Genomic DNA, 24402 nt, shown 5'->3' on the forward strand with positions numbered 1-24402 from the left:
TTTTGATTCAAATTGGCATCATCCCAGCGTCTTTCGGTCATTGTGAGCTATTGATTTATGACTAACCCTGCATTTCCTGATTCCACCGCAGTCGCTGGCAACCGCTGGCAATTCTGGATCGATCGCGGCGGCACCTTCACCGACGTGGTGGGCCGGCGGCCGGAGCCGGACGGCAGCTACACACTCGTCACGCACAAGCTGCTCAGCGACAACCCCGAGCAGTACCGCGACGCGGCGGTGGCCGGCATCCGCCACCTGCTGGGCCTGCTGCCCGGGCAGCCGGTGACGCCTGCAATGGTCGAGTGCGTGAAGATGGGCACGACGGTCGCCACCAACGCGCTGCTGGAGCGCAAGGGCGAGCCCACGCTGCTGGTCACCACGCGCGGGTTTCGCGACGCGCTGCGCATCGCTTACCAGAACCGCCCGCGCCTGTTCGACCGGCGCATCGTGCTGCCCGAACTGCTGTACAGCCGCGTGATCGAGGCCGAGGAACGCGTCGGCGCGCAAGGCGACGTGGTGCAGTCGCTCGATGAAGGCCATCTGCGCGCGCAGTTGCAGGCCGCATTTGACGCCGGCCTGCGCAGCGTGGCCATCGTCTTCCTGCACGGCTACCGCTTCACCGCGCACGAACAGGCGGCCGCGCGCATCGCCCGGGAGGTGGGCTTCACCCAGGTCAGCACCAGCCACCAGACCAGCCCGATGATGAAGTTCGTCAGCCGGGGCGACACGACGGTGGTCGATGCCTACCTGTCGCCCATCCTGCGCCGGTACGTGGAGCAGGTGGCCGGCGAGATGCCGGGCGTGAAGATTTTTTTCATGCAGTCCTCCGGGGGCCTGACCGACGCACACGCCTTTCAGGGCAAGGACGCGATCCTGTCCGGCCCGGCCGGCGGCATCGTCGGCATGGCCCGCACCGCCGAACTGGCCGGCATGGAGCGCGTGATCGGCTTTGACATGGGCGGCACCTCCACGGACGTATCGCACTTTGCCGGCGAGTTCGAACGCGAGTTCGAGACGCAGGTGGCTGGCGTGCGCATGCGCGCCCCGATGATGAGCATCCACACCGTGGCGGCCGGTGGCGGCTCCATCCTGCAGTTCGACGGCGCACGTTTTCGCGTGGGCCCGCAGAGCGCGGGCGCCAACCCCGGCCCGGCCAGCTACCGGCGCGGCGGCCCGCTGGCCGTGACCGACGCCAACGTGATGGTCGGCAAGATCCAGCCGGCGTACTTTCCCAGGGTGTTTGGCCATGGCGCCGACGAGGCTCTCGATGGGGACGTGGTGAAGGCGAAGTTTGCCGTGCTGGCCGCCCAGACCGGCCGTGCGGCGGAGGATGTGGCGGAAGGCTTCATCCAGATCGCGGTGCAGCAGATGGCCAACGCGATCAAGAAGATTTCGGTGGCGCGCGGCTACGACGTGACGCGCTACACCCTCCAGTGCTTCGGCGGCGCGGGTGGGCAGCATGCCTGCCTGGTGGCCGACGCGCTGGGCATGACGCGCGTGCTGGTGCATCCGCTGGCCGGCGTGCTGAGCGCCTACGGCATGGGCCTGGCCGACCAGAACGTGATTCGCGAGCAGGCGGTCGAGTTGAAGCTGGCGCTGGATGCGCTGCCAGAGATCGCTGCGAAGCTCGACGCCCTGGCCGCGGCTGCAGGGGGCGAACTGGCCCGGCAGCAGGCGAGTGCGGGTGCCATCACGACGCACCGGCGCGTGCATGTGCGCTACGAGGGCAGCGACTCGGCGCTGGTCGTCGGTTGGCCTGAGCCCGGTGCCGGCGCCAGCTCGCCGGTGGAACTGCTCGCGGCCATCACCGCCGGCTTCGAAGCCGCCTACCGCCAGCGCTTTGCCTTCCTGATGCAGGGCAAGGGCCTGGTCGTGGAGGCGGTGTCGGTCGAGGCCGTGGTGGCGGGCGACGCGCCTGCCGAACCGCGCCATGCCTTGCACCCGCCGCGCGAAGTGCCGCGCCGCAGCACCGTGCCGGTGTATTCCGGTGGCCGGTGGTTTGATGCTGCGCTGGTCGTGCGTGAGGACCTGCGCCCCGGCGACGTGATTCCTGGCCCCGCCATCATTGCTGAGCAGAACGCCACCACCGTGGTCGAGCCCGGCTGGGAAGCGGCGCTGACGGCGCTGGACCATCTGGTGCTGGAGCGCCGCGAAGCCCGGGCCGTGACCTACGCCGCCGGCACCACCGCAGACCCGGTGCTGCTGGAGGTGTTCAACAACCTGTTCATGAACATCGCCGAGCAGATGGGCCTGCAGCTGCAGAACACCGCCTACTCGGTCAACATCAAGGAGCGGCTGGACTTCAGCTGCGCGCTGTTCGATACCGACGGCCACCTGATCGCCAACGCGCCGCACATGCCGGTGCACCTGGGCAGCATGGGTGAGAGCATCAAGACCGTCATTCGCGAGAACGCGGGCACGATGCAGCCCGGGGACGTCTATGTGCTGAACGACCCGTACCACGGCGGTACGCACCTGCCGGACATCACCGTCATCACGCCGGTGTACCTCGGCGACGCTGCCCAGCCGACTTTCTATGTGGGCAGCCGCGGTCACCATGCCGACATCGGCGGCACCACGCCGGGTTCGATGCCGCCGTTCTCCACCCGCATCGAGGAAGAGGGCGTGCAGATCAACAACGTCAAGCTGGTGGATCGCGGCGTGCTGCGCGAGGCGGAAATGATCGCGTTGCTGCAAAGCGGTGAGTATCCGTCGAGAAACCCACAGCAGAACATGGCCGACCTGAAAGCGCAGATCGCCGCCAATGAAAAAGGCGTGCAAGAACTGCGCAAGATGGTGGACCAGTTCGGCCTGGACGTGGTGCAGGCCTACATGCGCCACGTGCAGGACAACGCCGAGGAGTCGGTGCGCCGGGTCATCACGCGCCTGAAGGATGGCGCCTTCACGCTACCGTTGGACAACGGCGCGCAGATCCAGGTGGCCATCCGCGTCGACGCTGCCAGCCGCAGCGCCGAGATCGACTTCACCGGTACCAGCCCCCAGCAGACCAACAACTTCAATGCCCCTACGGCGGTCTGCATGGCGGCAGTGCTGTATGTGTTCCGCACGCTGGTGGACGACGACATTCCGCTCAACGCCGGCTGCCTGAAACCCCTGCACGTCATCATCCCGCCGGGCTCCATGCTCAACCCGAATCCGCCGGCCTCGGTGGTGGCGGGCAACGTGGAAACCTCCACCTGCATCACCAACGCGCTGTTCGGCGCCCTGGGCGTGATGGCCGGCAGCCAGCCGACCATGAACAACTTCACCTTCGGCAATGCTCGCTACCAGTACTACGAGACGATTTCGGGCGGCAGCGGGGCCGGCGGCGTGTTCGATGCGGCGGGCCTGCTGAACGGCGGCTTCAATGGGACCAGCGTCGTGCAGACGCACATGACCAATTCGCGCCTGACCGACCCGGAGGTGCTGGAATTCCGCTTTCCGGTGCGCCTGGACAGCTACGAGATCCGCCAGGGATCGGGCGGTGCGGGGCGCTGGACCGGTGGCAACGGCGGCGTGCGCCGCGTGCGCTTCCTGGAGGCGATGACGGCCAGCATCCTGTCCAACGGCCGGGTGCATCCGGCCTTCGGCCTGGCCGGTGGCCAGAGCGGCGCGCCGGGCATCAACCGCGTGGTGCGCGCCGACGGCCGCGTCGAGACGTTGGCCCACATCGGCAGCGCCGAGATGCTGCCGGGCGATGTGTTCGAGATCCACACCCCCGGCGGCGGCGGCTTTGGTGCTGCGGACGAGAAACCATGATCGAAATGGGCTCATCCCAGCGCCAAATGGTCACGGATCGCTATGAAACAAGGAGTTGATCGTGGATCCGATGCTGGACAACTACCGCTTGCTCGCGCGCTACAACACGTGGTTCAACGCCCGCCTGTTTGACGCCTGCGAGTGCCTGGACGACGCGGCCCGCAAGGCACCACGCGGCGCGTTTTTCGGCTCCATCCACGCCACGCTGAACCATCTGCTCTGGGGCGACACGATGTGGCTGGGGCGCTTTGCGGCACAAGGGGAGGCGTCTGATGCCTTGCCCGCCGGCCTGCTCGCGCTGCCCGCGGGCGCCCGCCACGAGACCGAACTGCATGCCGACTGGGCGGCGCTGCGCGCCCAGCGCGAGCGGCTGGACGCCGCGATCGAAGCCTGGCTGGCCGCGCTGCCGGCGGACTTCCCGCAGAGCACCATGCGCTACAGCAACACAAAGGGTGTGCAGCGAGAACATCCGATGTGGCAGGCGTTGACGCATTTTTTCAACCATCAGACGCACCACCGGGGCCAGGTCACGACGCTGCTCATGCAGGCGGGCGTGGACGTGGGGGTGACCGATCTGATCGCCCTGGTCTGACGACTATCAATGGTGTAGCGCCTGATGACCCTTTCGCGCTGGGGAGCGGCCAAAAAGACATGAAAAAACCCGCGCGAGGCGGGTTTTCAGGTCGGCCCCGCGCTGACGGGGCCTGAAGCGGGCCAACGAGGGCTTACTTCTTGGCCGGGGCGCTGGCAGCGCTGGCGACCGGCTTGGCGGCGTCGGCGGGTTTGGCAGCGGGCTTCTCGTCTTTCTTGCTGTCCTTGGCCTTGGCATCATCAGCCTTCTTGGCGGTGGCATCGGCCTTGGCCTTCTTGTCCGCTTCAGCCTTCGCCTTCTTCTCGTCGTCGGCCTTGGCCTTCGCTTCAGCCTTGGCCTTCTTGTCGGCTTCCTTCTTGGCAGCAGCTTCGGCCTTCGGGTCGGCTTTCATGTCCTTGGCCGGTGCGGATGCCGCAGCGGCGGCCGGCTTGGCATCGGCCTTCTTCTCGTCGGCCTTGGCAGCAGGCTTGGCGTCCTTCGCGGCCGGCTTCTCATCCTTCTTGGCCGGGGCCGCAGCGGCGCCGCTGAAGGTGGCGCCGTTGACGGTCAGGCCTTCAGAAGAGAACTTGGCAGCGTTGCCTTCGCCCACGCCCTGCACGCGCGTGATGAAGTCGTTCCAGTCCTTGTAGTTGCCTTTCTTGCGCTCGTCGATGATCTTGGTCGAAATGGCGGGGCCGATGCCCTTGATCCCGTCAAGTTCGGCGGCGGTGGCCTTGTTCACATCCACTGCGGCGAAGGTCGCAGCGGCGTACAGCATGGCCACGATGGCCAGAATCTTCTTCAACATGGGGGTGCTCCTCGGTCATGAAAAACCCGGCGAACTTACCGGGTCCTGCCTATAACGGGCGTCGGACGCAGACCGTTGACGCCGTGGGCGTCACGGCCTCAGAGTTCTTCGACCCGCCGCGGGGGGTAGCTGTCCCAGGCCTGGCAGCCGGGGCACTGCCAGAAATGATCCTTGGCCTCGAACCCACAGGCGGCACAGCGGTAGCGGCTCAGGGGCTTGACAGCATGGTCCAGCGCACGCTGGACCAGCGGATGGAACTGGTCGTGCTCCAGCTTTTCGCCGGCGATCCAGCGGGCCGCAGCGATCAGCGAGGGCTCGTGCTCCAGATGGCGGATGTAGCCCTCGCGGCCTTCGCCACTGCTGGCCGCTTCCAGACGGACGATCGCTTCCATCGTGTCCAGCGCGGGCACCTGCTCGTAGCTGGTTCGCAGCAGGGCCAGCGCGGCTGCCGCCTGATTGCAGGCCAGCGCAGTCTCCGCCAGCGACACCGCGACCAGCGGTGTGGCGCCAGGCACGGCCTGCATCAATGCCTGAAGGGTTTTCAGTGCCGCATCGTCCTGGCCGTGGCTGCGCTGCAGCGCGGCCAGCTGGATGCGCGGGCGGGCGGATTGCGGGGCGTCCCCGATGGCCTGCCCGAGCAGCCGGGTCGCCCCTTCGTGATCGCCTGCCGTGGTCAGCGCGGCGGCCTGCTCGCACAGGTAATGCGCCAGCCGCCCGGCAAAGCTGGCCTCGCCCGAGGCCTCCAGCTTGTGCGCCACCTCGGCGGCCTGGGGCCACTCGCGTGAGCGCTCGTAGATGGCCAGCAAGGCCAGGCGGGCCTGGGTTTCGAACGGGGTGTTTTCCAGCTTGCGCAGCGCGTCTTCCGCGCGGTCCAGCAGGCCGGCCTTGAGGAAGTCCAGTGCCAGCGCATGCTGGGCGCGCACGCGGTCGGCCGGTGGCAGGTCGCCGCGCGAGAGCAGGTGTTCATGGACACGCACGGCGCGGTCGTATTCGCCGCGGCGGCGGAACAGGTTGCCCAGGGCGAAATGCAGCTCCGAGGTGTCGGGGTCGCTCTGGACGGCCTCGATGAAGGCATCGATCGCCTGATCCTGTTGCTCGTTGAGCAGGAAGTTCAGGCCCTTGAAGTAGGCCTTGGGCGCTCGGCGGTTTTCCACCCGGAGCTGGCGCAGGTCAAAGCGCGACGCGAGCCAGCCCAGCATGAAGGCCAGCGGCAGGCCGAGCAGGATCCAGACGATGTCAAAGTCCATGTTCGGCCGGATGGGTTGCGGTGGGCTGGGCCGACGGCTGGCCGGGCGCCTGCATCGGAGCACGTTGCGCCGCCTTGCGGTGCTTCCACCAGCGCGGAACCATGCCCAGCACGCCGATGGCCACGCCCGCCGTGAAGGCGGCCAGCACCACCAGCACGAGCGGCGCGCGCCATTGCGTGCCAAAGAAAAAGTGCACGCTGGCGTCCTGCTGGTTGTTCAGCGCAAAGGCGAAAAGGGTAAAAAAAATGGCTGCCTTAAGCATCCACTTAAGCAGCCACAAGAGTTTCTTCATGGGTCCCCCCGGTGACGGATCGATTCTACCGGTGGCCCTGACGGTCAAGGAGGGTGGCGCAGCATGGCCGCGCCAGTTTGACTCAGTCGGGTTTGCCGCTGTTGAGTTCGGCGGTACGCCGGTCCACGGCTTCGCGCAGGGCCTTGCCCGGCTTGAAGTGTGGCACGCGCTTTTCCGGGATCGCCACGCTCTCGCCCGAGCGCGGATTGCGCCCGATGCGTGGGGGCCGGCGGTTGATCGAGAAGCTGCCGAATCCGCGGATTTCGATGCGATGCCCGCGCACCAGGGCGTCGCTCATGGCGTCCAGAATGGCTTTCACGGCGAACTCGGCATCGCGGTGGGTCAACTGGCTGAAACGGGCGGCCAGTTCTTCAACGAGGTCGGAGCGGGTCATCGTGCCGGTGCGGGTCAGGGAGCAGGAAGGACGCGAAAAGGGACAGAGCCTCCGTGCGGGGCGCTCCGCGAGGGAGCGCCGGGCCGGCGGGATCTGTCCCGGTCAGCGCAGCTTACTTTTCGTTGTTGTCCAGCTTGGCGCGCAGCAGCGCACCCAGGCTGGTCGTGCCGGCGTTTTCACGCGCCGACTGCTGGCTCAGGCTCTGCATGGCTTCGTTCTGGTCGGCCATGTCCTTGGCCTTGATCGACAGCTGGATGTTGCGGGTCTTGCGATCCACGTTGACCACCACGGCCGTGACTTCGTCGCCTTCCTTGAGCACGTTGCGGGCATCTTCCACGCGATCGCGGGAGATTTCGCTGGCGCGCAGGTAGCCGATGATGTCTTCGCCCAGATCGATCTCGGCGCCGCGGGCGTCAACCGTCTTGACCTTGCCGGTCACGACCTGGCCCTTGTCATTCACCGACACGAAAGTGGTGAACGGATCCTGGTCGAGCTGCTTGATGCCCAGGGAGATGCGCTCGCGGTCCACGTCCACGGCCAGCACCAGGGCTTCGACTTCCTGGCCCTTCTTGTAGTTGCGCACGGCGGCTTCGCCCGGCTCGTTCCAGGACAGGTCGGACAGGTGCACCAGGCCGTCGATGCCGGCGGCAAGACCCACGAACACGCCGAAGTCGGTGATCGACTTGATCGGGCCCTTGACGCGGTCGCCGCGCTTGGTGTTCTGCGCGAATTCCTGCCACGGGTTGGCCTTGCACTGCTTCATGCCCAGGCTGATGCGGCGCTTGTCTTCGTCGATCTCCAGGACCATGACTTCGACTTCGTCGCCCAGCGTCACGAGCTTGCTCGGGGCGATGTTCTTGTTGGTCCAGTCCATCTCGGAGACGTGCACCAGGCCTTCGATGCCGGGCTCAAGTTCCACGAACGCGCCGTAGTCGGCGATGTTGGTGATCTTGCCGAACATGCGCGTGCCTTGCGGGTAGCGGCGGTTCACGCCCATCCAGGGGTCATCGCCCATCTGCTTGAGACCCAGCGACACGCGGTTCTTCTCGGTGTCGAACTTGAGGATCTTGGCGGAGATTTCCTGGCCGGCCTGAACGACTTCGCTCGGGTGGCGGACACGGCGCCAGGCCATGTCGGTGATGTGCAACAGGCCGTCGATGCCGCCGAGGTCCACGAACGCGCCGTATTCGGTGATGTTCTTGACCACACCACGCACCACGGAACCTTCCTTGAGGGTTTCCATCAGCTTGGCGCGCTCTTCGCCCATGCTGGCTTCCACCACGGCGCGGCGGCTCAGCACCACGTTGTTGCGCTTGCGGTCGAGCTTGATGACCTTGAATTCCAGGGTCTTGTTCTCGTACGGGGACAGGTCCTTGGTCGGGCGGGTGTCCACCAGCGAGCCGGGCAGGAAGGCGCGGATACCGTTGACCAGCACGGTCAGACCGCCCTTGACCTTGCCACTGGTCGTGCCGGTGACGAACTCGCCGGATTCCAGGGCCTTTTCCAGGCTCATCCACGACGCCAGGCGCTTGGCAGTGTCGCGCGACAGGATGGTGTCGCCGTAACCGTTTTCGATGGAGCCGATGGCCACCGACACGAAGTCGCCGACCTGGACTTCGACTTCGCCCTTGTCGTTCTTGAACTCTTCCAGGGGAACGTAGGCCTCGGACTTGAGGCCGGCGTTGACCACCACGAAGCTGTGCTCGATGCGCACGACTTCGGCGGTGATGACTTCGCCCGGACGCATTTCGGTGCGTTGCAGGGATTCTTCAAACAGGGCGGCAAAAGATTCAGACATTGATTTTCCTGATGCGCAGAAACAGGTCGTACGACAGCGGAATGGCCATCGTTTGTTGAGGCTGACTGCGGCGGTTGCTTGCGGGCTTGGCCCGCGGGTTGGGTTGTCGAACCACACAGCCGGTGCGCGTGAGGCGCGGCGGGGGCTGGGTGGGCCAGGGCGAGCGCGGTGAAACGCCTGCCAGCATTTGCAGCGGTTCAGGAAGACCCGAACGGCTGCCTGTCCTGCCACCAGCGCAACACGGTCTCGACCGATTCTTCAATCGTCAAGGCCGAATTGTCCAGTTGCAGGGCATCTGCGGCCGGCTTCAGAGGCGCAACACTGCGGGTTGAATCCCGGGTATCACGCGCTTCCAAGTCGGCGCGAAGACTGTCAAGTGTAGTTGAAATTCCCTTAGAAATCAACTGCTTATGCCGGCGTTCGGCGCGTTGGGCGGCGCTGGCGGTCAGGAAGACCTTCAGCGGCGCCGATGGGAAGATCACGGTGCCCATGTCGCGCCCGTCGGCCACCAGGCCGGGCAGCCTTGAAAAGCCCTGTTGCAGCGCCACGAGCGCGGCGCGCACGGCCGGCATCGTCGAAACCCGGGAGGCGTTCATGCCGCCTTCCTCGCTGCGGATGGCCTCCGTCACATCCGAGCCGTCCAGCAGTACCCGTTCACCCGAAAATGTGACCGGCAACTGCCGGGCCAGATCGGCGATGGCGGGTTCATTCTCAGGCTCCAGGCTTCGTCCGCTGCGCAGGGCCGCGTGCGCGGCCACGCGGTACAGCGCGCCCGAATCCAGGTAGTGGTAGCCCAGGCGTTCGGCGACCTGACCGGCCAGCGTACCCTTGCCCGAGGCGCTTGGGCCATCGACGCAGATCACCGGAATCCGCCCGGGGGCCGCCTGGGCCAGCGCAAACAGCGCCTCGAAGTAGTCCGGAAATGTCTTTGCGACACATTTCGGATCTTCGATGCGTACCGGCAGGCCGGCCGGATTGAAGGCTGCGAGCGAAAAACACATGGCAACGCGGTGGTCGTCGTACGTGTGGATGCGGGCTGTCTTCCAGTGGGCGGGCGTGGCTGGCGGGGTGACCCGGATGAAATCGGCGCCTTCTTCCACCGTGGCGCCCAGCTTTCGCAGTTCGTGGGCCATGGCGGCAATCCGATCGGTTTCCTTGACGCGCCAGCTGGCGATATTGCGCAGCGTGGTGGGGCCGTCGGCATAGAGCGCCATCACGCCCAGTGTCATCGCGGCGTCGGGAATGTGGTTGCAGTCGAGGTCGATGGCCTTCAAGGGCCAGGCGCCGCGTGTGATTTCAAGCCAGTTCGGGCCGCTCGTCACGTGTGCGCCCATGGCCTGGGCCGCCTCGACGAAGCGGATGTCACCCTGGATCGATGCCGCCCCCACACCCTGGATGCGGATGCCCTGGCCGTCCGCGCCGGGTGCAACCAGCGCACCGAGGCCGATGAAATAGCTGGCGGACGATGCGTCGGCCTCGACATGGATCTCTCCCGGCGACTGGTAGCGGCTGCCGGCAGGAATGATGAAACGCTGCCAGCCCTCGCGGCGTACGGCAATGCCGAACCGTGCCAGCAGGTTCAGGGTGATCTCGATGTAGGGCTTGGAGATCAGTTCGCCCACCACCTCGATCACGATGTCGCGTGCCGCCTCGCCGTGCATGGAGGCACGATGCCCCGCCAGCGGCAGCGCCATCAGCAGCGCGGTCAGGAACTGGCTGGACACGTCGCCGCGCACGCGAACCGGCGCGTCCAGCCGCAGCGCGGGCTGGCCAATGCGCAGCGGCGGATAACCTTCCACACCGGTGCAGGTGATCGTGCAGCCCAGTTGGCGCAAGGCGTCGACCAGGTCGCCAATGGGGCGCTCGTGCATGCGTGCGATGCCGGACAGTTCGAAATCGCCACCCAGCACCGAGAGCGCCGCGGTCAGCGGGCGCATGGCCGTGCCGGCGTTGCCCATGAACAGCCGTGCCGGCGAGCGCGGCGCCTGTCCACCCAGGCCGCTGATGGTAACGGTGGTGCTGCCTGCCTGCGTGACTTCGCAACCGAGCTGCGCCAGCGCGGCGAGCATCACCCGGGTGTCGTCGGAGTCGAGCAGGTCATGGATCACCGTGCGCCCACGGCTCAGCGCCGCCAGCAACAAGACCCGGTTGGAAATGCTCTTGGAGCCCGGCAGGGTGACCGTGCCATGGGCGCCGGCCAGCGGCGGAATGTCCAGAAACTCAGTGGTGTACATGCGGCGTTTCGCAGGCGGTGCGGGTGCAGGGGCGTTGCGCCACGCCAGGCCTGCGGATCACCAGGCCCATGCGGCGGCACGTTAGTTACTTGTGAGGTTTTCCGGAGCTGATGCGCCAATGCGCGCGGGTGTTGCTGGCTTGGCTGATCAGCTTTTCCAGGGCATCGGCGTTGCCGCTGCCGATGGTCTGCTCGAAGGCCTGGAGCGCGCGCTGAAAGACCTTCGACTGCGCCAGCAGCTCCTCCCGGTTGGCCAGCAGGATGTCGCGCCAGACATTGGGCTCGCTGGCCGCAATGCGGGTGAAATCGCGGAACCCCGGCCCGGCCAGGGAGAGGAATTCCTTGCCCTGCGGCTGGCCGGTGATCGCGTTCATGAGCGCAAACGCCAGCAGGTGCGGCAGGTGGCTCACGGCGGCAAAGGCGGCGTCGTGCGACTCGGGCGACATGCTGGTCACGTGGCAGCCGATGGCCTTCCAGACGTCGGTGGCCTGCTGCAGCTGTACCGTGCGTGTGCGCTCGATCGGGGTCAGGATGACCTGCTTGCCGGTGTAGAGATCGGGGTCGGCGTTTTCGACGCCAGCCACTTCGCGACCTGCTACCGGATGGGCCGGCACGAAGCCGCCCATCTGCTCGCGCAGGACGCGCCGTGCGGCGTCGACCACGTCGCGTTTGGTGGACCCGACGTCCATGATCAGCATGGTGGGCGTGACCAGGTGCCGGATCGCCTTGAACGTGGCCTCGGTCGCGGCCACTGGCACGGCCAGCAGCACGATGTCGGCGCCGGAGACGGCCAGCAGGGCCGATGGGGCCTCGACGTCGATCACGCCCATGAGACGCGCGCGCTCGGTGGTCGAGGGCGACTTGCTGTAGCCGACCACGCGCTTGACCAACCCGGCGCGCTTCAGCGCCAGTGCAAAGGAGCCGCCCATCAGGCCGCATCCGATCAGACCCAGTTGCTCAAACATCCAGACTCCCGACGGTTCGCCGCGCCCGCCTGGCGCGCGAACCCTGTTACTCACCCGCCGGGTAGGTTCCCAGCACCTTGTAGAACGCGCACAGGCTCTTCAGATCCTTCAGGGCCGCGGCCACGTTGGGTTGTGAAGGATGGCCTTGCAGGTCGATATAAAAATAGTACTCCCACTGTCCGGAACGTGCCGGACGTGATTCGAAGCGGGTCATCGACACGCCGTGCGTCTTCAGCGGTACCAGCAGGTCGTGCACCGCGCCGGGGCGATTCGGGACCGATACGATCAGGCTCACGCAGTCCTGGCCGGAGGCCTCGGGCGCCGGCAGCGTCTGTGGCAGGCAGATCACGGCGAAACGGGTGCGGTTGAAGGCGTCATCCTGAATGGCGTGCGCCGCGATGTGCAGGCCGAATTCGGTGGCTGCGCGCTCGCTGGCGATGCCCGCCCAGTTCGGATGCAGCGCGGCCAGGCGTGCGCCTTCGGCATTGCTGGAGACGGCGCGGCGTTCGGCCTCGGGCAGGTGGGTGTTGAGCCAGCCCTGGCACTGGGCCAGGGCCTGCGGGTGCGCGAGAACGACCTCGATACCGTCAAGCGACGGCGTCGTCCGAAGCAGGTTGTGGCGCACCAGCAGGCTGGTCTCGCCCACCACATGCAGCGGCGACTGGAGAAAGAGGTCGAGTGATCGCGAGATTACCCCTTCGGTGGAATTCTCCACCGGCACCACACCGAACTCGGCGGTGCCGGCCGCGGTGGCGCGAAACACCTCGTCGATGCTCACACAAGGCACGCGCTCGATGCTGGAGCCAAAAAACTGCAGGGCGGCCTGCTCGCTGAAGGTGCCGACGGGGCCGAGGAAAGCCACGCGCTGCGGGGCTTCGAGGGCGCGGCAGGCGGACATGATTTCGCGCCAGATGTGCGCCACGCTGTCGCCCTTGAGCGGTCCGGCGTTGGCGGTCTGGAGCCCGTGGATGACCTGGGCCTCGCGCTCGGGCCGGAACACCGGCGAGCCCTCGACGCGCTTGATCTCGCCCACCTCGTTGGCCAGCGCGGCGCGGCGGTTCAGCAGCTCCAGCAACTCGCGGTCCACCGCGTCGATCTGGATGCGCAGTTCAGGAAGGGTCTTGGCCATGTCGGTTCAGTGCGTTTCTCGTGTTGTCGGCGCCGGGAGGACTTCAATTTTCGCATGCAGGCCCAGAGGCGGGATTGAAGGTCGCCCTTGCGGCCCCGACCAGCCTGAAGCAGGTTACCCGGCGGGTCTGACTCCAATTATTGAGGAAAATCAGCACCTACCCGGCGCCATCGGGTCAGTATATGCTATTCATTAGATAGCAATAGAGCCAGCCGGCGGTGCTTGCTAGGTTGTCGAGGCGTCCCCGGGGGTTCCGTCGGCCGGCTCATCCGGATTCGAATCGGTTTCGGTCGGGTTGGCATCGTTTTCCACGATGCGTTGCAGGCCGCTGAGACGCGAGCCCTCGTCCAGGCCGATCAGTGTGACGCCTTGGGTGGCGCGACCCAGTTCGCGGATTTCGGCGACGCGGGTGCGCACCAGCACGCCCTTGTCGGTGATCAGCATGATCTCGTCGTCGGCGTGCACCAGCGTGGCGGCGACGACCTTGCCGTTGCGCTCGCTCTGCTGGATCGCGATCATGCCCTTGGTGCCGCGGCCGTGGCGCGTGTACTCGGTGATGCTGGTGCGCTTGCCGAAGCCATTTTCAGTGGCGGTCAGCACACTTTGCTGTTCGTCGCCGGCCACCAGCATGGCGATGACACTCTGGCCCTCTTCAAGCATCATGCCGCGCACGCCACGCGCGTTGCGGCCCATCGGGCGCACATCGTTCTCGTCGAAGCGCACCGCCTTGCCGCCGTCGCTGAACAGCATGACGTCGTGCTGGCCGTCTGTGAGCGCAGCGCCGATCAGGAAGTCGCCCTGGTCCAGGTCCACGGCGATGATGCCGGCCTTGCGCGGGTTGCTGAACTCGTCCAGTGCCGTCTTCTTGACGGTGCCCATGCGCGTGGCCATGAACACGTACTGATCGGCGGGGAAGCTGCGCTTCTCGCCGGTCAGCGGCAGCACGACGTTGATCTTCTCGCCGTCCTGCAGCGGGAACATGTTGACGATGGGGCGGCCCCGGGAGCCGCGCGAGCCCTGCGGCACCTCCCAGACCTTGAGCCAGTAGAGCCGGCCGCGGTTCGAGAAACACAGGATGTAATCGTGCGTGTTGGCAATGAAGAGCTGGTCGACCCAGTCGTCTTCCTTGGTCGCCGTGGCCTGCTTGCCGCGGCCGCCGCGCTTCTGGGCCCGGTATTCGCTCAGGGGCTGGCTCTTGATGTAGCCGCTATGGCTGAGCGTGACCACCATGTCGGTCGGGGTGATCAGGTCCTCGGTGCTCAGGTCGTAGGCGCTGTGTTCGATCAGGCTGCGGCGCGCGCCGAGCTTGCTCTGGCCGAATTCATGGCGGATGGCGGTGAGTTCGTCGCTGATGATGGCCGAGACGCGTTCGGGCCGGGCCAGGATGTCCAGCAGGTCTTCGATTTCGGCCATCACGTCCTTGTATTCGGCGACGATCTTGTCCTGCTCCAGACCGGTCAGGCGCTGCAGGCGCATCTGCAGGATTTCCTGGGCCTGCGTGTCGCTCAGGCGGTACAGCCCGTCGCCGCCCATGCCGTAGTCCTTTTCCAGTCCATCCGGACGGTAGTCGTCGGCGTTGACCACGCCGCCGTCGGCGCGGGTGCGGGTCAGCATCTCGCGCACCAGTTTGCTGTCCCATGGGCGCGCCATCAGTTCCGCCTTCGCCACCGGCGGGGTGGGTGCGTTGCGGATGATGGCGATGAAGTCGTCGATGTTGGCCAGCGCCACCGCCAGGCCTTCCAGCACGTGGCCGCGCTCGCGCGCCTTGCGCAGGGTGAAGACCGTGCGCCGCGTCACCACTTCGCGGCGGTGCTGCAGGAAGACGCTGATCAGGTCCTTCAGGTTGCACAGCTTGGGCTGGCCGTCGATCAGCGCCACCATGTTGATGCCGAAGGTGTCCTGCAGCTGCGTCTGCTTATAGAGGTTGTTCAGCACCACCTCGGGCACTTCGCCGCGCTTGAGCTCGATCACGAGGCGCATGCCGGACTTGTCCGACTCGTCCTGGATGTGGCTGATGCCTTCGATCTTCTTCTCGTGCACCAGTTCGGCCATGCGCTCCTGCAGCGTCTTCTTGTTGACCTGGTAGGGCAACTCGTCGACGATGATGGCCTGGCGCTGGCCGCGGTCGATGTCCTCGAAGTGGCATTTGGCGCGCATGACCACCCGGCCACGGCCGGTGCGGTAGCCGTCCTTCACGCCGTTGATGCCATAGATGATTCCGGCCGTGGGGAAATCGGGCGCCGGGACGATCTCCATCAGTTCGTCGATGGAGGCCTCCGGATTGCGCAGCAGGTGCAGGCAGGCGTCCACCACCTCATTGAGGTTGTGCGGCGGGATGTTGGTGGCCATTCCCACGGCGATGCCGCCGGAGCCATTGACCAGCAGGTTCGGCAGCTTGCTCGGCAGCACCAGGGGTTCTTTTTCGGAGCCGTCGTAGTTGGGCCCGAAATCGACCGTTTCCTTGTCGATGTCGGCCAGCATCTCGTGCGCGATCTTGGCCAGGCGGATTTCGGTGTAACGCATGGCGGCGGCGTTGTCGCCGTCCACCGAGCCGAAGTTGCCCTGGCCATCCACCAGCATGTGGCGCATGGAGAAGTCCTGCGCCATGCGAACGATGGTGTCGTAGACCGACTGGTCGCCGTGCGGGTGGTATTTACCAATCACGTCGCCGACGATGCGGGCCGACTTCTTGTAAGGCCGGTTCCAGTCGTTGTTCAGCTCATGCATCGCGAACAGCACGCGCCGGTGCACCGGCTTGAGCCCGTCGCGCGCGTCGGGCAGGGCACGGCCCACGATCACGCTCATGGCGTAGTCGAGATAGCTCCGGCGCATCTCCTCTTCAAGACTGACGGGCAGGGTTTCTTTGGCGAATTGGGTCATGAAGGGTGGTTACGCAGGTGAGGGCGTGATTTTAGGGTGTACGGGTTGTAGCAATTGAGCAACATATCGCAATAATTGCGCGGCCGTCAGGCGCCGGCGGGGCCGTTTTGGGGTGGTTTGGCGGATCAGCTGTGGCACAATGACCTCAACGTTTGTGGTGATGGTCATCTCAAGCGTCCATTATTCGCAGCGAGGCTGCGCCTTTTTCCCCAAGAGGAGAACCATGAAGAATCTGAATAAAGTGGCAATGCTGTTCGCAGCGGCAGCGATCGCCCTTCCCATGGCCGCCAGTGCTCAGAGCGTGCAGCCGTTCCCGGCCAAGCCTGTCGTCAACCCGACGGCTGACCAGCTCAAAGCAGCGAACGGTTCCAACCAGTGGCGCTCGTCCAACGGCATGCCCGTCATGAACGGCACCAATGAAATGTGCTGGCGCAATGCCAACTGGACGCCGGCCACGGCCTACCCGGGTTGCGATGGCGCTGCGATGCCGCCGCCTCCGCCGGCTCCCAAGGCTGCTGCCCCGGCTCCTGCTGCCAAGCCCGCAATGCCTGCTGCCAAGCCGCCAGCGCCGCCCGCCGCCACCAAGGTGACCTATGCTGCTGACGCGTTCTTCGACTTCGACAAGGCTGTCCTGAAGCCCGAAGGCAAAGCCAAGCTGGACGACCTGATCGGCAAGATCAAGGGCATCAACCTGGAAGTCATCATCGCCGTCGGCCACACCGATGACGTCGGTACCGATGCCTACAACCAGAAGCTGTCGGTCAAGCGTGCCGAGTCCGTGAAGGCCTACCTGGTCTCCAAGGGTATCGAACAGAACCGCGTGTACACCGAAGGCAAGGGTGAGAAGCAGCCGATCGCTTCCAACAAGACCGCTGAAGGCCGCGCGAAGAACCGTCGCGTGGAAATCGAAGTGGTTGGTACCCGCGCCAACAAGTAATCTCCGGATTGCTTCTGAAAAGCCCCAGCAATGGGGCTTTTTTTATGGTTTCGAGGAAAATCGCGTCATGACCCAGACCCTGAACGTTGATCCGGCCGAACTGGCCAAGTTTTCCGACCTTGCGCACCGCTGGTGGGATCCCGAGAGCGAATTCCGCCCACTGCACCAGATCAACCCTTTGCGCCTGGAGTGGATCAACGGTCTTGCGCCGCTGGCCGGCCAGCGGGTGCTCGATGTGGGCTGCGGCGGCGGCATCCTGGCCGACGCCATGGCTCGCAAGGGCGCAGATGTCCTGGGGATCGATCTGTCGTCGAAGTCGCTGAAGGTGGCCCAGCTGCACGCCCTTGAAGCCCAGACGCCCGGTGTCGCCTACCGCGAGGTCAGTGCCGAGGCACTGGCGGCGGAGCAGGCCGGCAGCTTCGACGTGGTGACCTGCATGGAAATGCTGGAGCACGTGCCCGACCCTGCGTCCATCGTGCGCGCCTGTGCCACGCTGGTCAAGCCAGGGGGCTGGGTGTTCTTCTCCACGCTCAACCGCAACCCGAAATCCTTCCTGTTCGCGATCGTGGGCGCCGAGTACGTGCTCAATCTTCTGCCGCGCGGAACCCACGAATACGCAAAGATGGTGCGCCCGAGCGAGCTCGCCGGCCATTGCCGCTCTGCCGGACTGGACCTGCAGGGCACCCGCGGCATGCAGTACAACCCGCTCACCCGCCACTACTGGCTCAGCAGCGACACCAGCGTCAATTACCTCTTTGCCACCCGCAAAGCAGCCGTCGGGGCCTGAGCCGTGTTCGGTGACGTCCATGCCGTGCTGTTCGACCTGGACGGCACCCTGATCGACAGTGCGCCCGACCTCGGTGCGGCTGCTGACAAGATGCGGACCGATCGGGGCTTGCCTTCCCTGCCGCCAGCGCAGTACCGCCCGATGGCAGGCGCGGGGGCCCGCGGCATGCTGGGCGTGGCCTTCAACGTGGCGCCCGAAGATCCGGGCTATGACGCGTTGCGCGAGGAGTTCTTCGTCAACTATGAGAACTGCATGACCCAGCGGACCTACGCGTTCGAGGGGGTGTCCGATCTCCTGCAGGCCCTGGTTCTGAAAGGGCTGCCCTGGGGCGTCGTGACGAACAAGGCCAGCCGTTTTACCGATCCATTGACCCGCGCGATGCCGCTGTTTGCCTCCGCGGCCACCGTCATCAGTGGCGACACCACGCCCCATGCCAAACCGCATCCGGAGCCGCTGTTCGAGGCCGCCCGTCGCCTGGGCGTGTCTGCCGGGCGTTGTGTCTACGTGGGGGATGACGAGCGCGACATCGTGGCCGGTCTGGCCGCTGGCATGGGCACGGTGGCCGCCACCTATGGCTACCTGGGCCAACAGAGCGATATCGGGCAGTGGCGGGCCCATGCGGCGATCCATTCACCCCTGCAGCTCTTGAATTTGCTGAACTGCGCCTAAAATAGGTCCTGAGGGGCTGCATTGGTTTCGACGTGGGTTGGAATCGTAGCGGTGCATGTCGAGCTGAATGCGCTCGTAAAACAGATTCAAACAAACTAACTGCAAACGACGAACGTTTCGCACTCGCTGCTTAAACACCAGTGAGCTTTACAACAGCAGGCCGATGGGCTGGGCAAGGGTGGACTGATCGCAAGGTCGGGCTGTCCAGGCTGTAAAGTTATTCACATCGGCTGGCTTCCGGTCGGGCATCTTGACCGGGGGCGAGATCCAAGGATGCTGGCGTCCGGTGTAGCGTGCGACTGCGCGACACCGGTGGCGAGACTCAAATCAGACCGCTAAACATGTAGATCTGTGCGAGGAAGGTTTGCGGACGGGGGTTCAAATCCCCCCAGCTCCACCATATACAAATGCCAACTGGTTCTCCAGTTGGCATTTTTTTGCCTGCGCCCGCGTGTTCATTGAGGTTCCAGCGGGTTCGTGCGGACTTCGGCGTTTGCGGCGTTGACCAGAAAAAGGCCGTTTCCGCTCTCTCCGGGGTGATAGTCTCGGCGACAGCGAGAACTCCGGTCAGGCTGAAGTCCGCAAAGGAATTTGGGGAAACCTATACAAATCAACGAGTTATGCGCGGACGAATCAGGCGAGTTGTTTTGTGACATTGGTAGGCAGAGGAAACCAGTTCGCAACAAAGAGCTGGTAGTTCGGTCGCGATGAAGAGCTATACCTGTGGAGCGGCGAGCGGCTCTTATGCGGAGCAAAGGCTGCAGCAGGGCCGATCTCAGTTGGGGACCTTTGCAACCAACTGCGGCCCGATCAAACGGGCAGACGCGAGGGTTGCCAGCGCCGACAGGCCGATGCAGGCCCAGATCACCGGACCATAACTGCCGACACGGTCGAACACCGCGCCGGCGGCCACCGGCCCCAGGAGGTTGCCAAGCGCCGCGCCGGTGTACAGCGTGCCAATGATGCTGGCAACCGCTCGGGCGCCGAACAGATCCATGCACAGGGCCGGCAGCAGCGACACGATGCCGCCGTAACTCAGGCCGAACCAGAGCGCAAAAAGCGCCAGAGCCGCATAACTGCCAGCCCCGTACCACAGCAAATAGGACGCACCCATGGAGAACTGCATCAGTACCAGCGTCTTGCCGCGGCCGACGCGGTCGGCCAGAGCGCCAATAGCAAAACGGCCTACGAGGCTACCGATGCCTATCAGGCCGACCAAGCCCACGGCCAGGGAATCGCTGATCCCCAGATCGCGCGCTGCGGCGGACGCATGGGCAAAAGGAACGAACATCGTCGGTGCAGCGGTCACTGCTGATAGATAAAGCCACCAGAAGCTTCTGCTGCGCAGGGCCTGGCGCAGGCTGCTGCCTGGCACTTCCCCGGACGATGGGCGGCGAGCGGCCGGGGCACGCCGGAGCAACATCGCCGCACCCAGGCCAATCACCACGACCCCCAGTGCCAAAAGGCGCAAGGCAATGCGCCATTGGACCCCGTCGATGGCGCTGGCCGCCAGCAATGGCACGACCAGGGTGCCTGCGCCGATTCCGGCGCTGGCGATACCCGCGGCCAAGCCGCGCCGACGCGTGAACCAGGGTTGGACACAGGCGATGGAGGGGGTATAGACCAGGGCAATACCTACCCCGATACCGACGCCATAACTCAGGTACACGGCCGCCATCGACTGCGCCAGGCTGGTTGCGAACAGGCCGCCTGCAATACATAACATGCCAGCACAACACACCACACGCGGACCGAAGCGGTCGGCCAGCACACCGGCCCCCGCGCCGAGCACGAAATAGATCAGCCCGGACAGACCAAATACCAACGCCACATCGGCCCGATGCGCCGCGAACTCGGCCACGAAGGACTCAAAGAGCGCAGCGAATGAATAGGACACCCCAAAGATGACCGCCAGACTGAAGAATGTTCCCCAGACCACGATCCATGCATAAGGCGGCTCATCATTCATGTGCAGCGCTGCAGCAGCAAGACGTATCCGTGATTGGCGTTTCACCAAAGCGCCGAGTCCCTCGTCGCCATCGACTGTCTGCGTTGACGGTTCCGCAACCCTATTCTCACAATCCAGGCAACCACGATAACGCCGAGTGCTGCGCTCACCATAAAGCTTGCAGAAGCCCAACCGCCAGCTACACCGGACGACCACAGTTTCACTGCCGCCAGTGCGACGATGACCGCAACAATTCCGGCTACAACTCTCATCGTCGAATGTGCTCCACTGATTTGAATGATGAACATGATAGTTCGACGTTCGGGCGCTACTCCCTAGCGTCAACCCGAGGCTTGCAGCATGGTGATAAGCGCGCGTGTCTTGGGTGCATGAGTTTTCACATAGGGAACCCGGTTGAGGCAGTTTGGCTGGGCCAGCACTACTGCGGTGGAACCCGACGCATTCCGCCCTGGCGCATGTCAGACCGTGCAAAGTAGTTGGGAAGAGCCGAGATGCCCACTCCCGTACATACCAAGCGGATCAGAAACTCTGGTGAATTCGCGGCGACGTGCCCCGGTGGCACGCGTTCCCACCGCGCCTCGCCAATTCTCAGGGACCAAACGACAGGCTCGCTTAGCATGACCAACTCCTCAAGGCCGTTGGCGATTGGCCCAAGGATCAAACCATCGTCGGTTTGTGCGCCCGCCTACACCAAAGAACATCACGACTCGGCCGTGAAACCCAGTCGCTTGACCAGCGTCCCCCATTTTTCGTATTGCGTTGCCAGGCTGCTGCGCATCCCGCCCGGGGAGGATCCGCTTGCGACCATGCCGAACGTTGCCAGGGATTCAACCACCCGCTGGTTGCCTAGAGCATGCTGGATGGCCGCATGGGCTTTCGCGATGGCGGTAGCCTGCGTGCCACTGGGGGCAAAAAACCCGAACCACTGATCCCCAGCGGGATAGTCTCCCGCGTATTTTTGTTCTGAAAACGTCGGCACATCGGGTGTGAACGGTGTGCGCTTCAAGCCGGACGTCGCAAGGATCCGCAGCTTGCCTGCGCGATAAGCTGCCAGGAAATTTCCAGTGGGTGCGAGCATTGCTGCGATCTGCCCGCCCATCAGCTCGGTGACCCCCGGTGCCGCCCCCCGGTAGGGGATGTGCTTCAGGTTGGCGTCGCCATCCCTTGACAGCAGGGAACCCAAAAGGTGCAGCGGTGAACCTGTGCCAGGCGAGCCATAGCTGGCATGCTGGGGATTGCCTTTTGACCACGCAAGGAAGTCGCGCACAGTACGAATCTGTTCGGGAACCAGTGGGCCCAAAGCCAATGCGTCTGTTGTGACAGCGCCGATCGAGACAGGGAGCAGATCCTTGAAGGGATCGTAGTCCAGCTTGCTGTAGATGAAGGGGTACAGCGTCAAGACCGTGTCTGGGGTCAACAGGAGCGTGTTGCCATCTGCGGGGGCTCCTTTCGCCGCCACACAGGCAAGGCGGCCGCCCGCACCGGTCCTGTTATCGACCACCACACTGGACGCGTAGTCCGTACCTGTCATGCCCTCGCCGATGCGGCGGCTGACCGCATCGACAGCGCCCCCAGCCGGAAATCCGTTAATGATCTTGACCACGTTTGAGGTCTGCGCCCGGACGCTGGACGCGCCAAGGGCAGACAGCGACGTCGCAGCAGCTAACCGCTGAATAAACGAGCGCCTGTTTGTCACAAGTGTCTCCCGCAATCAGGACTCGGCCGTGAAGCCGATACGCTCCACAATGCCTTTCCACCGCTGGATGTCCGCGCGGAGTCGGTTGGCCAACTCCTGAGGTGTGCTCCAGGCTACATCCATTCCCATCAAGCCATACGCCTGTACCAGTTCTGGGGTGGAGACTGCGGCCTTCATGGCAGCGCTGGCCTGTTGCACGATATCTGCTGGCGTGGCAGCAGGCATGAAGACGCCAAACCATTCAGTCATGTCACTCAATGCAATGCCGAGTTCCTTGAACGTGGGCACGTCGGGCATGAAAGATGAACGTTTGGTTCCGGTGACGGCGAGCACCCGGAGCTTTCCAGTTTTGAGGTGCGGAAGGAATTCACCCAAGGGCGCGGAAACGGCGGGAATATGACCTCCGAGAAGTTCCAGTATGGCGGGCTGTGATCCACGGTATCCCGCATGGGTCATGTTGACACCGGCAATCCGGGCCAGTAGTTCCCCAAGAAAGTGCGGGCCTGATCCGGTCGCTCCAGATCCAAAGGTCGCCCCGTTAGAGTTGGCCTTAACCCAGGAAAGAAAGTCGGAAATAGTCTTGACCGTGGCAGGAACAGCGGGGCCCACGGCAAAACCCAGGTCGCTCGTTGAAACAATCCCCACAGGTGTAAGGTCCCTGACCGGGTCGTAGGCGAGATTTTTGTAGGTGTGAGGGTAAATGGCCAACATAGAGGCGGGTGTCAGAAGCATCGTGGCGCCGTTCGGTGCCGCTGCCTTTACGTATTGCACTGCAAGACGTGCCCCTGCGCCAGTCCGGTTGTCCACCACCAGGCTCTTAGCGTAGCTGCCACGCATGCCGTCCGCGAGTCGCCTGGCCGCGGCATCGGTCGCGCCCCCGGCAGAAAGACCCACCACGATTGTGGCCAGATTAAGTCCAGACTGTGCTTGGCCGAGCGATGGAACCAGGTTTGCGCCCAGTGCCGCCAAGCCTGCCATTGCAGACCGGCGGGTGATCATGATTTCATTCATTCTCTGTCTCCTCAGTTAAAAATTTTTCAAGAAAGAAAAGGCGGTCATTGCCCCACCACTGCTCATTGCCGACCGCCATGGTGGGAACGCCAAAGACACTTCGGGCGATGGCCTGACGAGTTGCTTCCATGTACATGCAGATCCCTCCTTCGCCGTCCACGAAATGCAGGAAGTCGGCGGGATTCCATCCCATTTCGGCGGCCACGGTCGACAGCACATCGTTGCTGTCCGGGGCGTTGCCAAGCCCCCATACCTGGTGAAAGGCACGCCGAACGTAGTCCGCCTCAACGCCCTGGCATTGGGGGAAATACAGGCCCATGTTCAGCTTCTGGCTGTTGTAACTCGGCGGAAAGACCAAATTAATGCCGTAGAGCTTCGCCCAACGTTGCAGATCCTGTTTGATATAGGCGAGCTTGACCGGAAGATCCCGGTTGCCCGGTCCTACGTTTCCAATCGCCGTCTTGGCGCGTGCCAGATCGATGGCGATGTAATCGACGGCCCAGTCATGTTGCCTTGCAAGATCCGAAAGTCGGTGACGGGCCAGGTAAGCGAATGGGCTCAGAAAGTCGAAATAGAACTGAATCCTCGTCGGTACTTGGCGATCAGCTGTGGCCATGCATTGTTCTCCTTATATCTTTGGAAAGGGTTATAAAAATGGTTGGTAGGAGCCTGTGGGGCTTGTGGTCGAAGGGGTGCGCGGTGGGCAACTCGGAGAGTTGTCCACGGCAAGTACCCCGGTGCGCGGCAAGCGCATCGTCCACAAATCCACAGGCTTGCCCCTCGGGTTGGGGGCCCTCGTGCAGCCTGCTTCTCCTTGGGGCCTTGCAGCCCGTAACCAAGCTGATGGCGCACGAGGGCATTCCTTCGTCGAAAGCCCGAACAGTTGATGGACTTCACTTCGCATTTGTAAGGATGGGCACCGATGAGCAGTTTCGACCCGATTTACGTGGGCATTGATGTGGCCAAAGACAGCCTTGAACTGGCAACCTGGCCGGCTCAGTCGCATCAGTCTTTTACCAATGACGGCACGGGCCAAGACGCCGTAGTCGGGCATGTCAAAGGCCTTGGCGCAGCCTTGGTCGTGCTGGAGGCCACGGGGGGCTACGAGATGGCTGTGGCCTGTGCGCTGCAAGCCGCCGAAGTGTCGGTGGCGGTGCTCAACCCGCGCCAGGCGCGTGACTTCGCCCGCTCCATGGGCAGGCTGGCCAAGACGGACCGTATTGATGTGCTTGGACTGGCACATCTGGCGCAGGTGTT

Annotated in this window: 19 protein-coding genes and 1 other RNA gene; 7 read left to right on the plus strand and 13 right to left on the minus strand. The window is 64.4% G+C overall.

Going from position 1 to position 24402, the window contains the following annotated elements:
- Positions 1-57 precede the first annotated feature (57 nt).
- On the plus strand, positions 58-3759 hold the full coding sequence (locus ACMUOY_RS14855) for a hydantoinase B/oxoprolinase family protein (protein ID WP_413893510.1): 3702 nt from the start codon (positions 58-60) through the stop codon (positions 3757-3759).
- Between the two features lie 70 nt (positions 3760-3829).
- Positions 3830-4351, plus strand: a complete 522-nt coding sequence (locus ACMUOY_RS14860; protein ID WP_413893531.1) for a DinB family protein — start codon at positions 3830-3832, stop codon at positions 4349-4351.
- Positions 4352-4484: 133 nt separating this feature from the next.
- Here the strand turns inward: ACMUOY_RS14860 and ACMUOY_RS14865 are convergent, their stop codons facing one another.
- From ACMUOY_RS14865 to gyrA, 9 genes are all read right to left on the minus strand, one after another.
- Positions 4485-5138 (minus strand): ComEA family DNA-binding protein, encoded by a 654-nt coding sequence (locus tag ACMUOY_RS14865; RefSeq protein ID WP_413893511.1) that lies wholly within the window; start codon positions 5136-5138, stop codon positions 4485-4487.
- A 98-nt stretch (positions 5139-5236) separates the two neighbouring features.
- The gene (lapB, locus tag ACMUOY_RS14870) at positions 5237-6385 is read right to left on the minus strand and encodes a lipopolysaccharide assembly protein LapB (protein WP_413893512.1); all 1149 of its coding nucleotides are present in this window, start codon (positions 6383-6385) and stop codon (positions 5237-5239) included.
- Positions 6375-6677: a LapA family protein gene (locus tag ACMUOY_RS14875; RefSeq protein WP_413893513.1), complete on the minus strand. Its 303-nt coding sequence runs from the start codon at positions 6675-6677 to the stop codon at positions 6375-6377. Before ACMUOY_RS14875 ends, lapB begins: the two co-directional genes overlap by 11 nt.
- A gap of 82 nt (positions 6678-6759) precedes the next feature.
- Positions 6760-7089: an integration host factor subunit beta gene (locus tag ACMUOY_RS14880; RefSeq protein WP_413893532.1), complete on the minus strand. Its 330-nt coding sequence runs from the start codon at positions 7087-7089 to the stop codon at positions 6760-6762.
- A 94-nt stretch (positions 7090-7183) separates the two neighbouring features.
- Complete coding sequence (gene rpsA / locus ACMUOY_RS14885; RefSeq protein WP_413893514.1) at positions 7184-8869, minus strand: 30S ribosomal protein S1; 1686 nt, start codon at positions 8867-8869, stop codon at positions 7184-7186.
- 197 nt (positions 8870-9066) lie between these two features.
- Positions 9067-11103 carry a bifunctional 3-phosphoshikimate 1-carboxyvinyltransferase/cytidylate kinase gene (locus ACMUOY_RS14890; RefSeq protein ID WP_413893515.1) on the minus strand — a complete coding sequence of 679 codons (2037 nt, stop codon included), beginning with the start codon at positions 11101-11103 and terminating at the stop codon, positions 9067-9069.
- A gap of 85 nt (positions 11104-11188) precedes the next feature.
- Entirely contained in the window at positions 11189-12067 is an 879-nt protein-coding gene (locus ACMUOY_RS14895; protein ID WP_413893516.1) for a prephenate dehydrogenase, read from the minus strand.
- A 46-nt stretch (positions 12068-12113) separates the two neighbouring features.
- On the minus strand, positions 12114-13196 hold the full coding sequence (pheA, locus tag ACMUOY_RS14900) for a prephenate dehydratase (RefSeq protein ID WP_413893517.1): 1083 nt from the start codon (positions 13194-13196) through the stop codon (positions 12114-12116).
- Between the two features lie 225 nt (positions 13197-13421).
- On the minus strand, positions 13422-16076 hold the full coding sequence (gene gyrA, locus ACMUOY_RS14905; RefSeq protein WP_413893518.1) for a DNA gyrase subunit A: 2655 nt from the start codon (positions 16074-16076) through the stop codon (positions 13422-13424).
- 223 nt (positions 16077-16299) lie between these two features.
- Here gyrA and ompA point away from each other — a divergent pair, with 223 nt between their 5' ends.
- The 4 genes from ompA (at position 16300) to ssrA (ending at position 18869) form a co-directional block, all read left to right on the plus strand.
- Entirely contained in the window at positions 16300-17013 is a 714-nt protein-coding gene (gene ompA / locus ACMUOY_RS14910) for an outer membrane protein OmpA (protein ID WP_413893519.1), read from the plus strand.
- Positions 17014-17080: 67 nt separating this feature from the next.
- Positions 17081-17800, plus strand: a complete 720-nt coding sequence (ubiG, locus tag ACMUOY_RS14915; RefSeq protein ID WP_413893520.1) for a bifunctional 2-polyprenyl-6-hydroxyphenol methylase/3-demethylubiquinol 3-O-methyltransferase UbiG — start codon at positions 17081-17083, stop codon at positions 17798-17800.
- Positions 17801-17803: 3 nt separating this feature from the next.
- Positions 17804-18469: an HAD family hydrolase gene (locus ACMUOY_RS14920; RefSeq protein WP_413893521.1), complete on the plus strand. Its 666-nt coding sequence runs from the start codon at positions 17804-17806 to the stop codon at positions 18467-18469.
- 12 nt (positions 18470-18481) lie between these two features.
- Positions 18482-18869: a transfer-messenger RNA gene (gene ssrA / locus ACMUOY_RS14925) on the plus strand.
- A gap of 375 nt (positions 18870-19244) precedes the next feature.
- On the opposite strand, the gene ACMUOY_RS14930 is transcribed toward ssrA, so the two are convergent.
- The 4 genes from ACMUOY_RS14930 to ACMUOY_RS14945 all read right to left on the minus strand — a co-directional run bounded on the left by ACMUOY_RS14930 (position 19245) and on the right by ACMUOY_RS14945 (position 23761).
- Complete coding sequence (locus ACMUOY_RS14930) at positions 19245-20609, minus strand: MCT family MFS transporter (protein WP_413893522.1); 1365 nt, start codon at positions 20607-20609, stop codon at positions 19245-19247.
- A 529-nt stretch (positions 20610-21138) separates the two neighbouring features.
- Positions 21139-22041, minus strand: a complete 903-nt coding sequence (locus ACMUOY_RS14935) for a tripartite tricarboxylate transporter substrate-binding protein (RefSeq protein ID WP_413893523.1) — start codon at positions 22039-22041, stop codon at positions 21139-21141.
- Positions 22042-22149: 108 nt separating this feature from the next.
- Positions 22150-23145, minus strand: a complete 996-nt coding sequence (locus tag ACMUOY_RS14940) for a Bug family tripartite tricarboxylate transporter substrate binding protein (protein ID WP_413893524.1) — start codon at positions 23143-23145, stop codon at positions 22150-22152.
- Entirely contained in the window at positions 23138-23761 is a 624-nt protein-coding gene (locus ACMUOY_RS14945) for a 2-hydroxychromene-2-carboxylate isomerase (protein ID WP_413893525.1), read from the minus strand. The genes ACMUOY_RS14940 and ACMUOY_RS14945 overlap by 8 nt, the downstream gene beginning before the upstream one ends.
- 306 nt (positions 23762-24067) lie before the next feature.
- On the opposite strand from ACMUOY_RS14945, the gene ACMUOY_RS14950 reads away from it, so the two are divergent.
- On the plus strand, positions 24068-24402 hold a 335-nt coding region (locus ACMUOY_RS14950; RefSeq protein ID WP_413893526.1), incomplete at its 3' end, for an IS110 family transposase.

The organism is Candidatus Skiveiella danica, from assembly GCF_022705245.1.
GTDB classification, from domain to species: Bacteria; Pseudomonadota; Gammaproteobacteria; order Burkholderiales; family Burkholderiaceae_C; genus Skiveiella; species Skiveiella danica.

Excerpts from the sequence above, each read along its gene's own strand:
- ACMUOY_RS14855 (WP_413893510.1), top strand. The coding sequence starts at position 58 with ATGACTAACCCTGCATTTCCTGATTCCACCGCAGTCGCTGGCAACCGC.
- ACMUOY_RS14860 (WP_413893531.1), top strand. The coding sequence starts at position 3,830 with ATGCTGGACAACTACCGCTTGCTCGCGCGCTACAACACGTGGTTCAAC.
- ACMUOY_RS14865 (WP_413893511.1), bottom strand. The coding sequence starts at position 5,138 with ATGTTGAAGAAGATTCTGGCCATCGTGGCCATGCTGTACGCCGCTGCG.
- lapB (WP_413893512.1), bottom strand. The coding sequence starts at position 6,385 with ATGGACTTTGACATCGTCTGGATCCTGCTCGGCCTGCCGCTGGCCTTC.
- ACMUOY_RS14875 (WP_413893513.1), bottom strand. The coding sequence starts at position 6,677 with ATGAAGAAACTCTTGTGGCTGCTTAAGTGGATGCTTAAGGCAGCCATT.
- rpsA (WP_413893514.1), bottom strand. The coding sequence starts at position 8,869 with ATGTCTGAATCTTTTGCCGCCCTGTTTGAAGAATCCCTGCAACGCACC.
- ACMUOY_RS14890 (WP_413893515.1), bottom strand. The coding sequence starts at position 11,103 with ATGTACACCACTGAGTTTCTGGACATTCCGCCGCTGGCCGGCGCCCAT.
- ACMUOY_RS14895 (WP_413893516.1), bottom strand. The coding sequence starts at position 12,067 with ATGTTTGAGCAACTGGGTCTGATCGGATGCGGCCTGATGGGCGGCTCC.
- pheA (WP_413893517.1), bottom strand. The coding sequence starts at position 13,196 with ATGGCCAAGACCCTTCCTGAACTGCGCATCCAGATCGACGCGGTGGAC.
- gyrA (WP_413893518.1), bottom strand. The coding sequence starts at position 16,076 with ATGACCCAATTCGCCAAAGAAACCCTGCCCGTCAGTCTTGAAGAGGAG.
- ompA (WP_413893519.1), top strand. The coding sequence starts at position 16,300 with ATGAAGAATCTGAATAAAGTGGCAATGCTGTTCGCAGCGGCAGCGATC.
- ubiG (WP_413893520.1), top strand. The coding sequence starts at position 17,081 with ATGACCCAGACCCTGAACGTTGATCCGGCCGAACTGGCCAAGTTTTCC.
- ACMUOY_RS14940 (WP_413893524.1), bottom strand. The coding sequence starts at position 23,145 with ATGAATGAAATCATGATCACCCGCCGGTCTGCAATGGCAGGCTTGGCG.
- ACMUOY_RS14945 (WP_413893525.1), bottom strand. The coding sequence starts at position 23,761 with ATGGCCACAGCTGATCGCCAAGTACCGACGAGGATTCAGTTCTATTTC.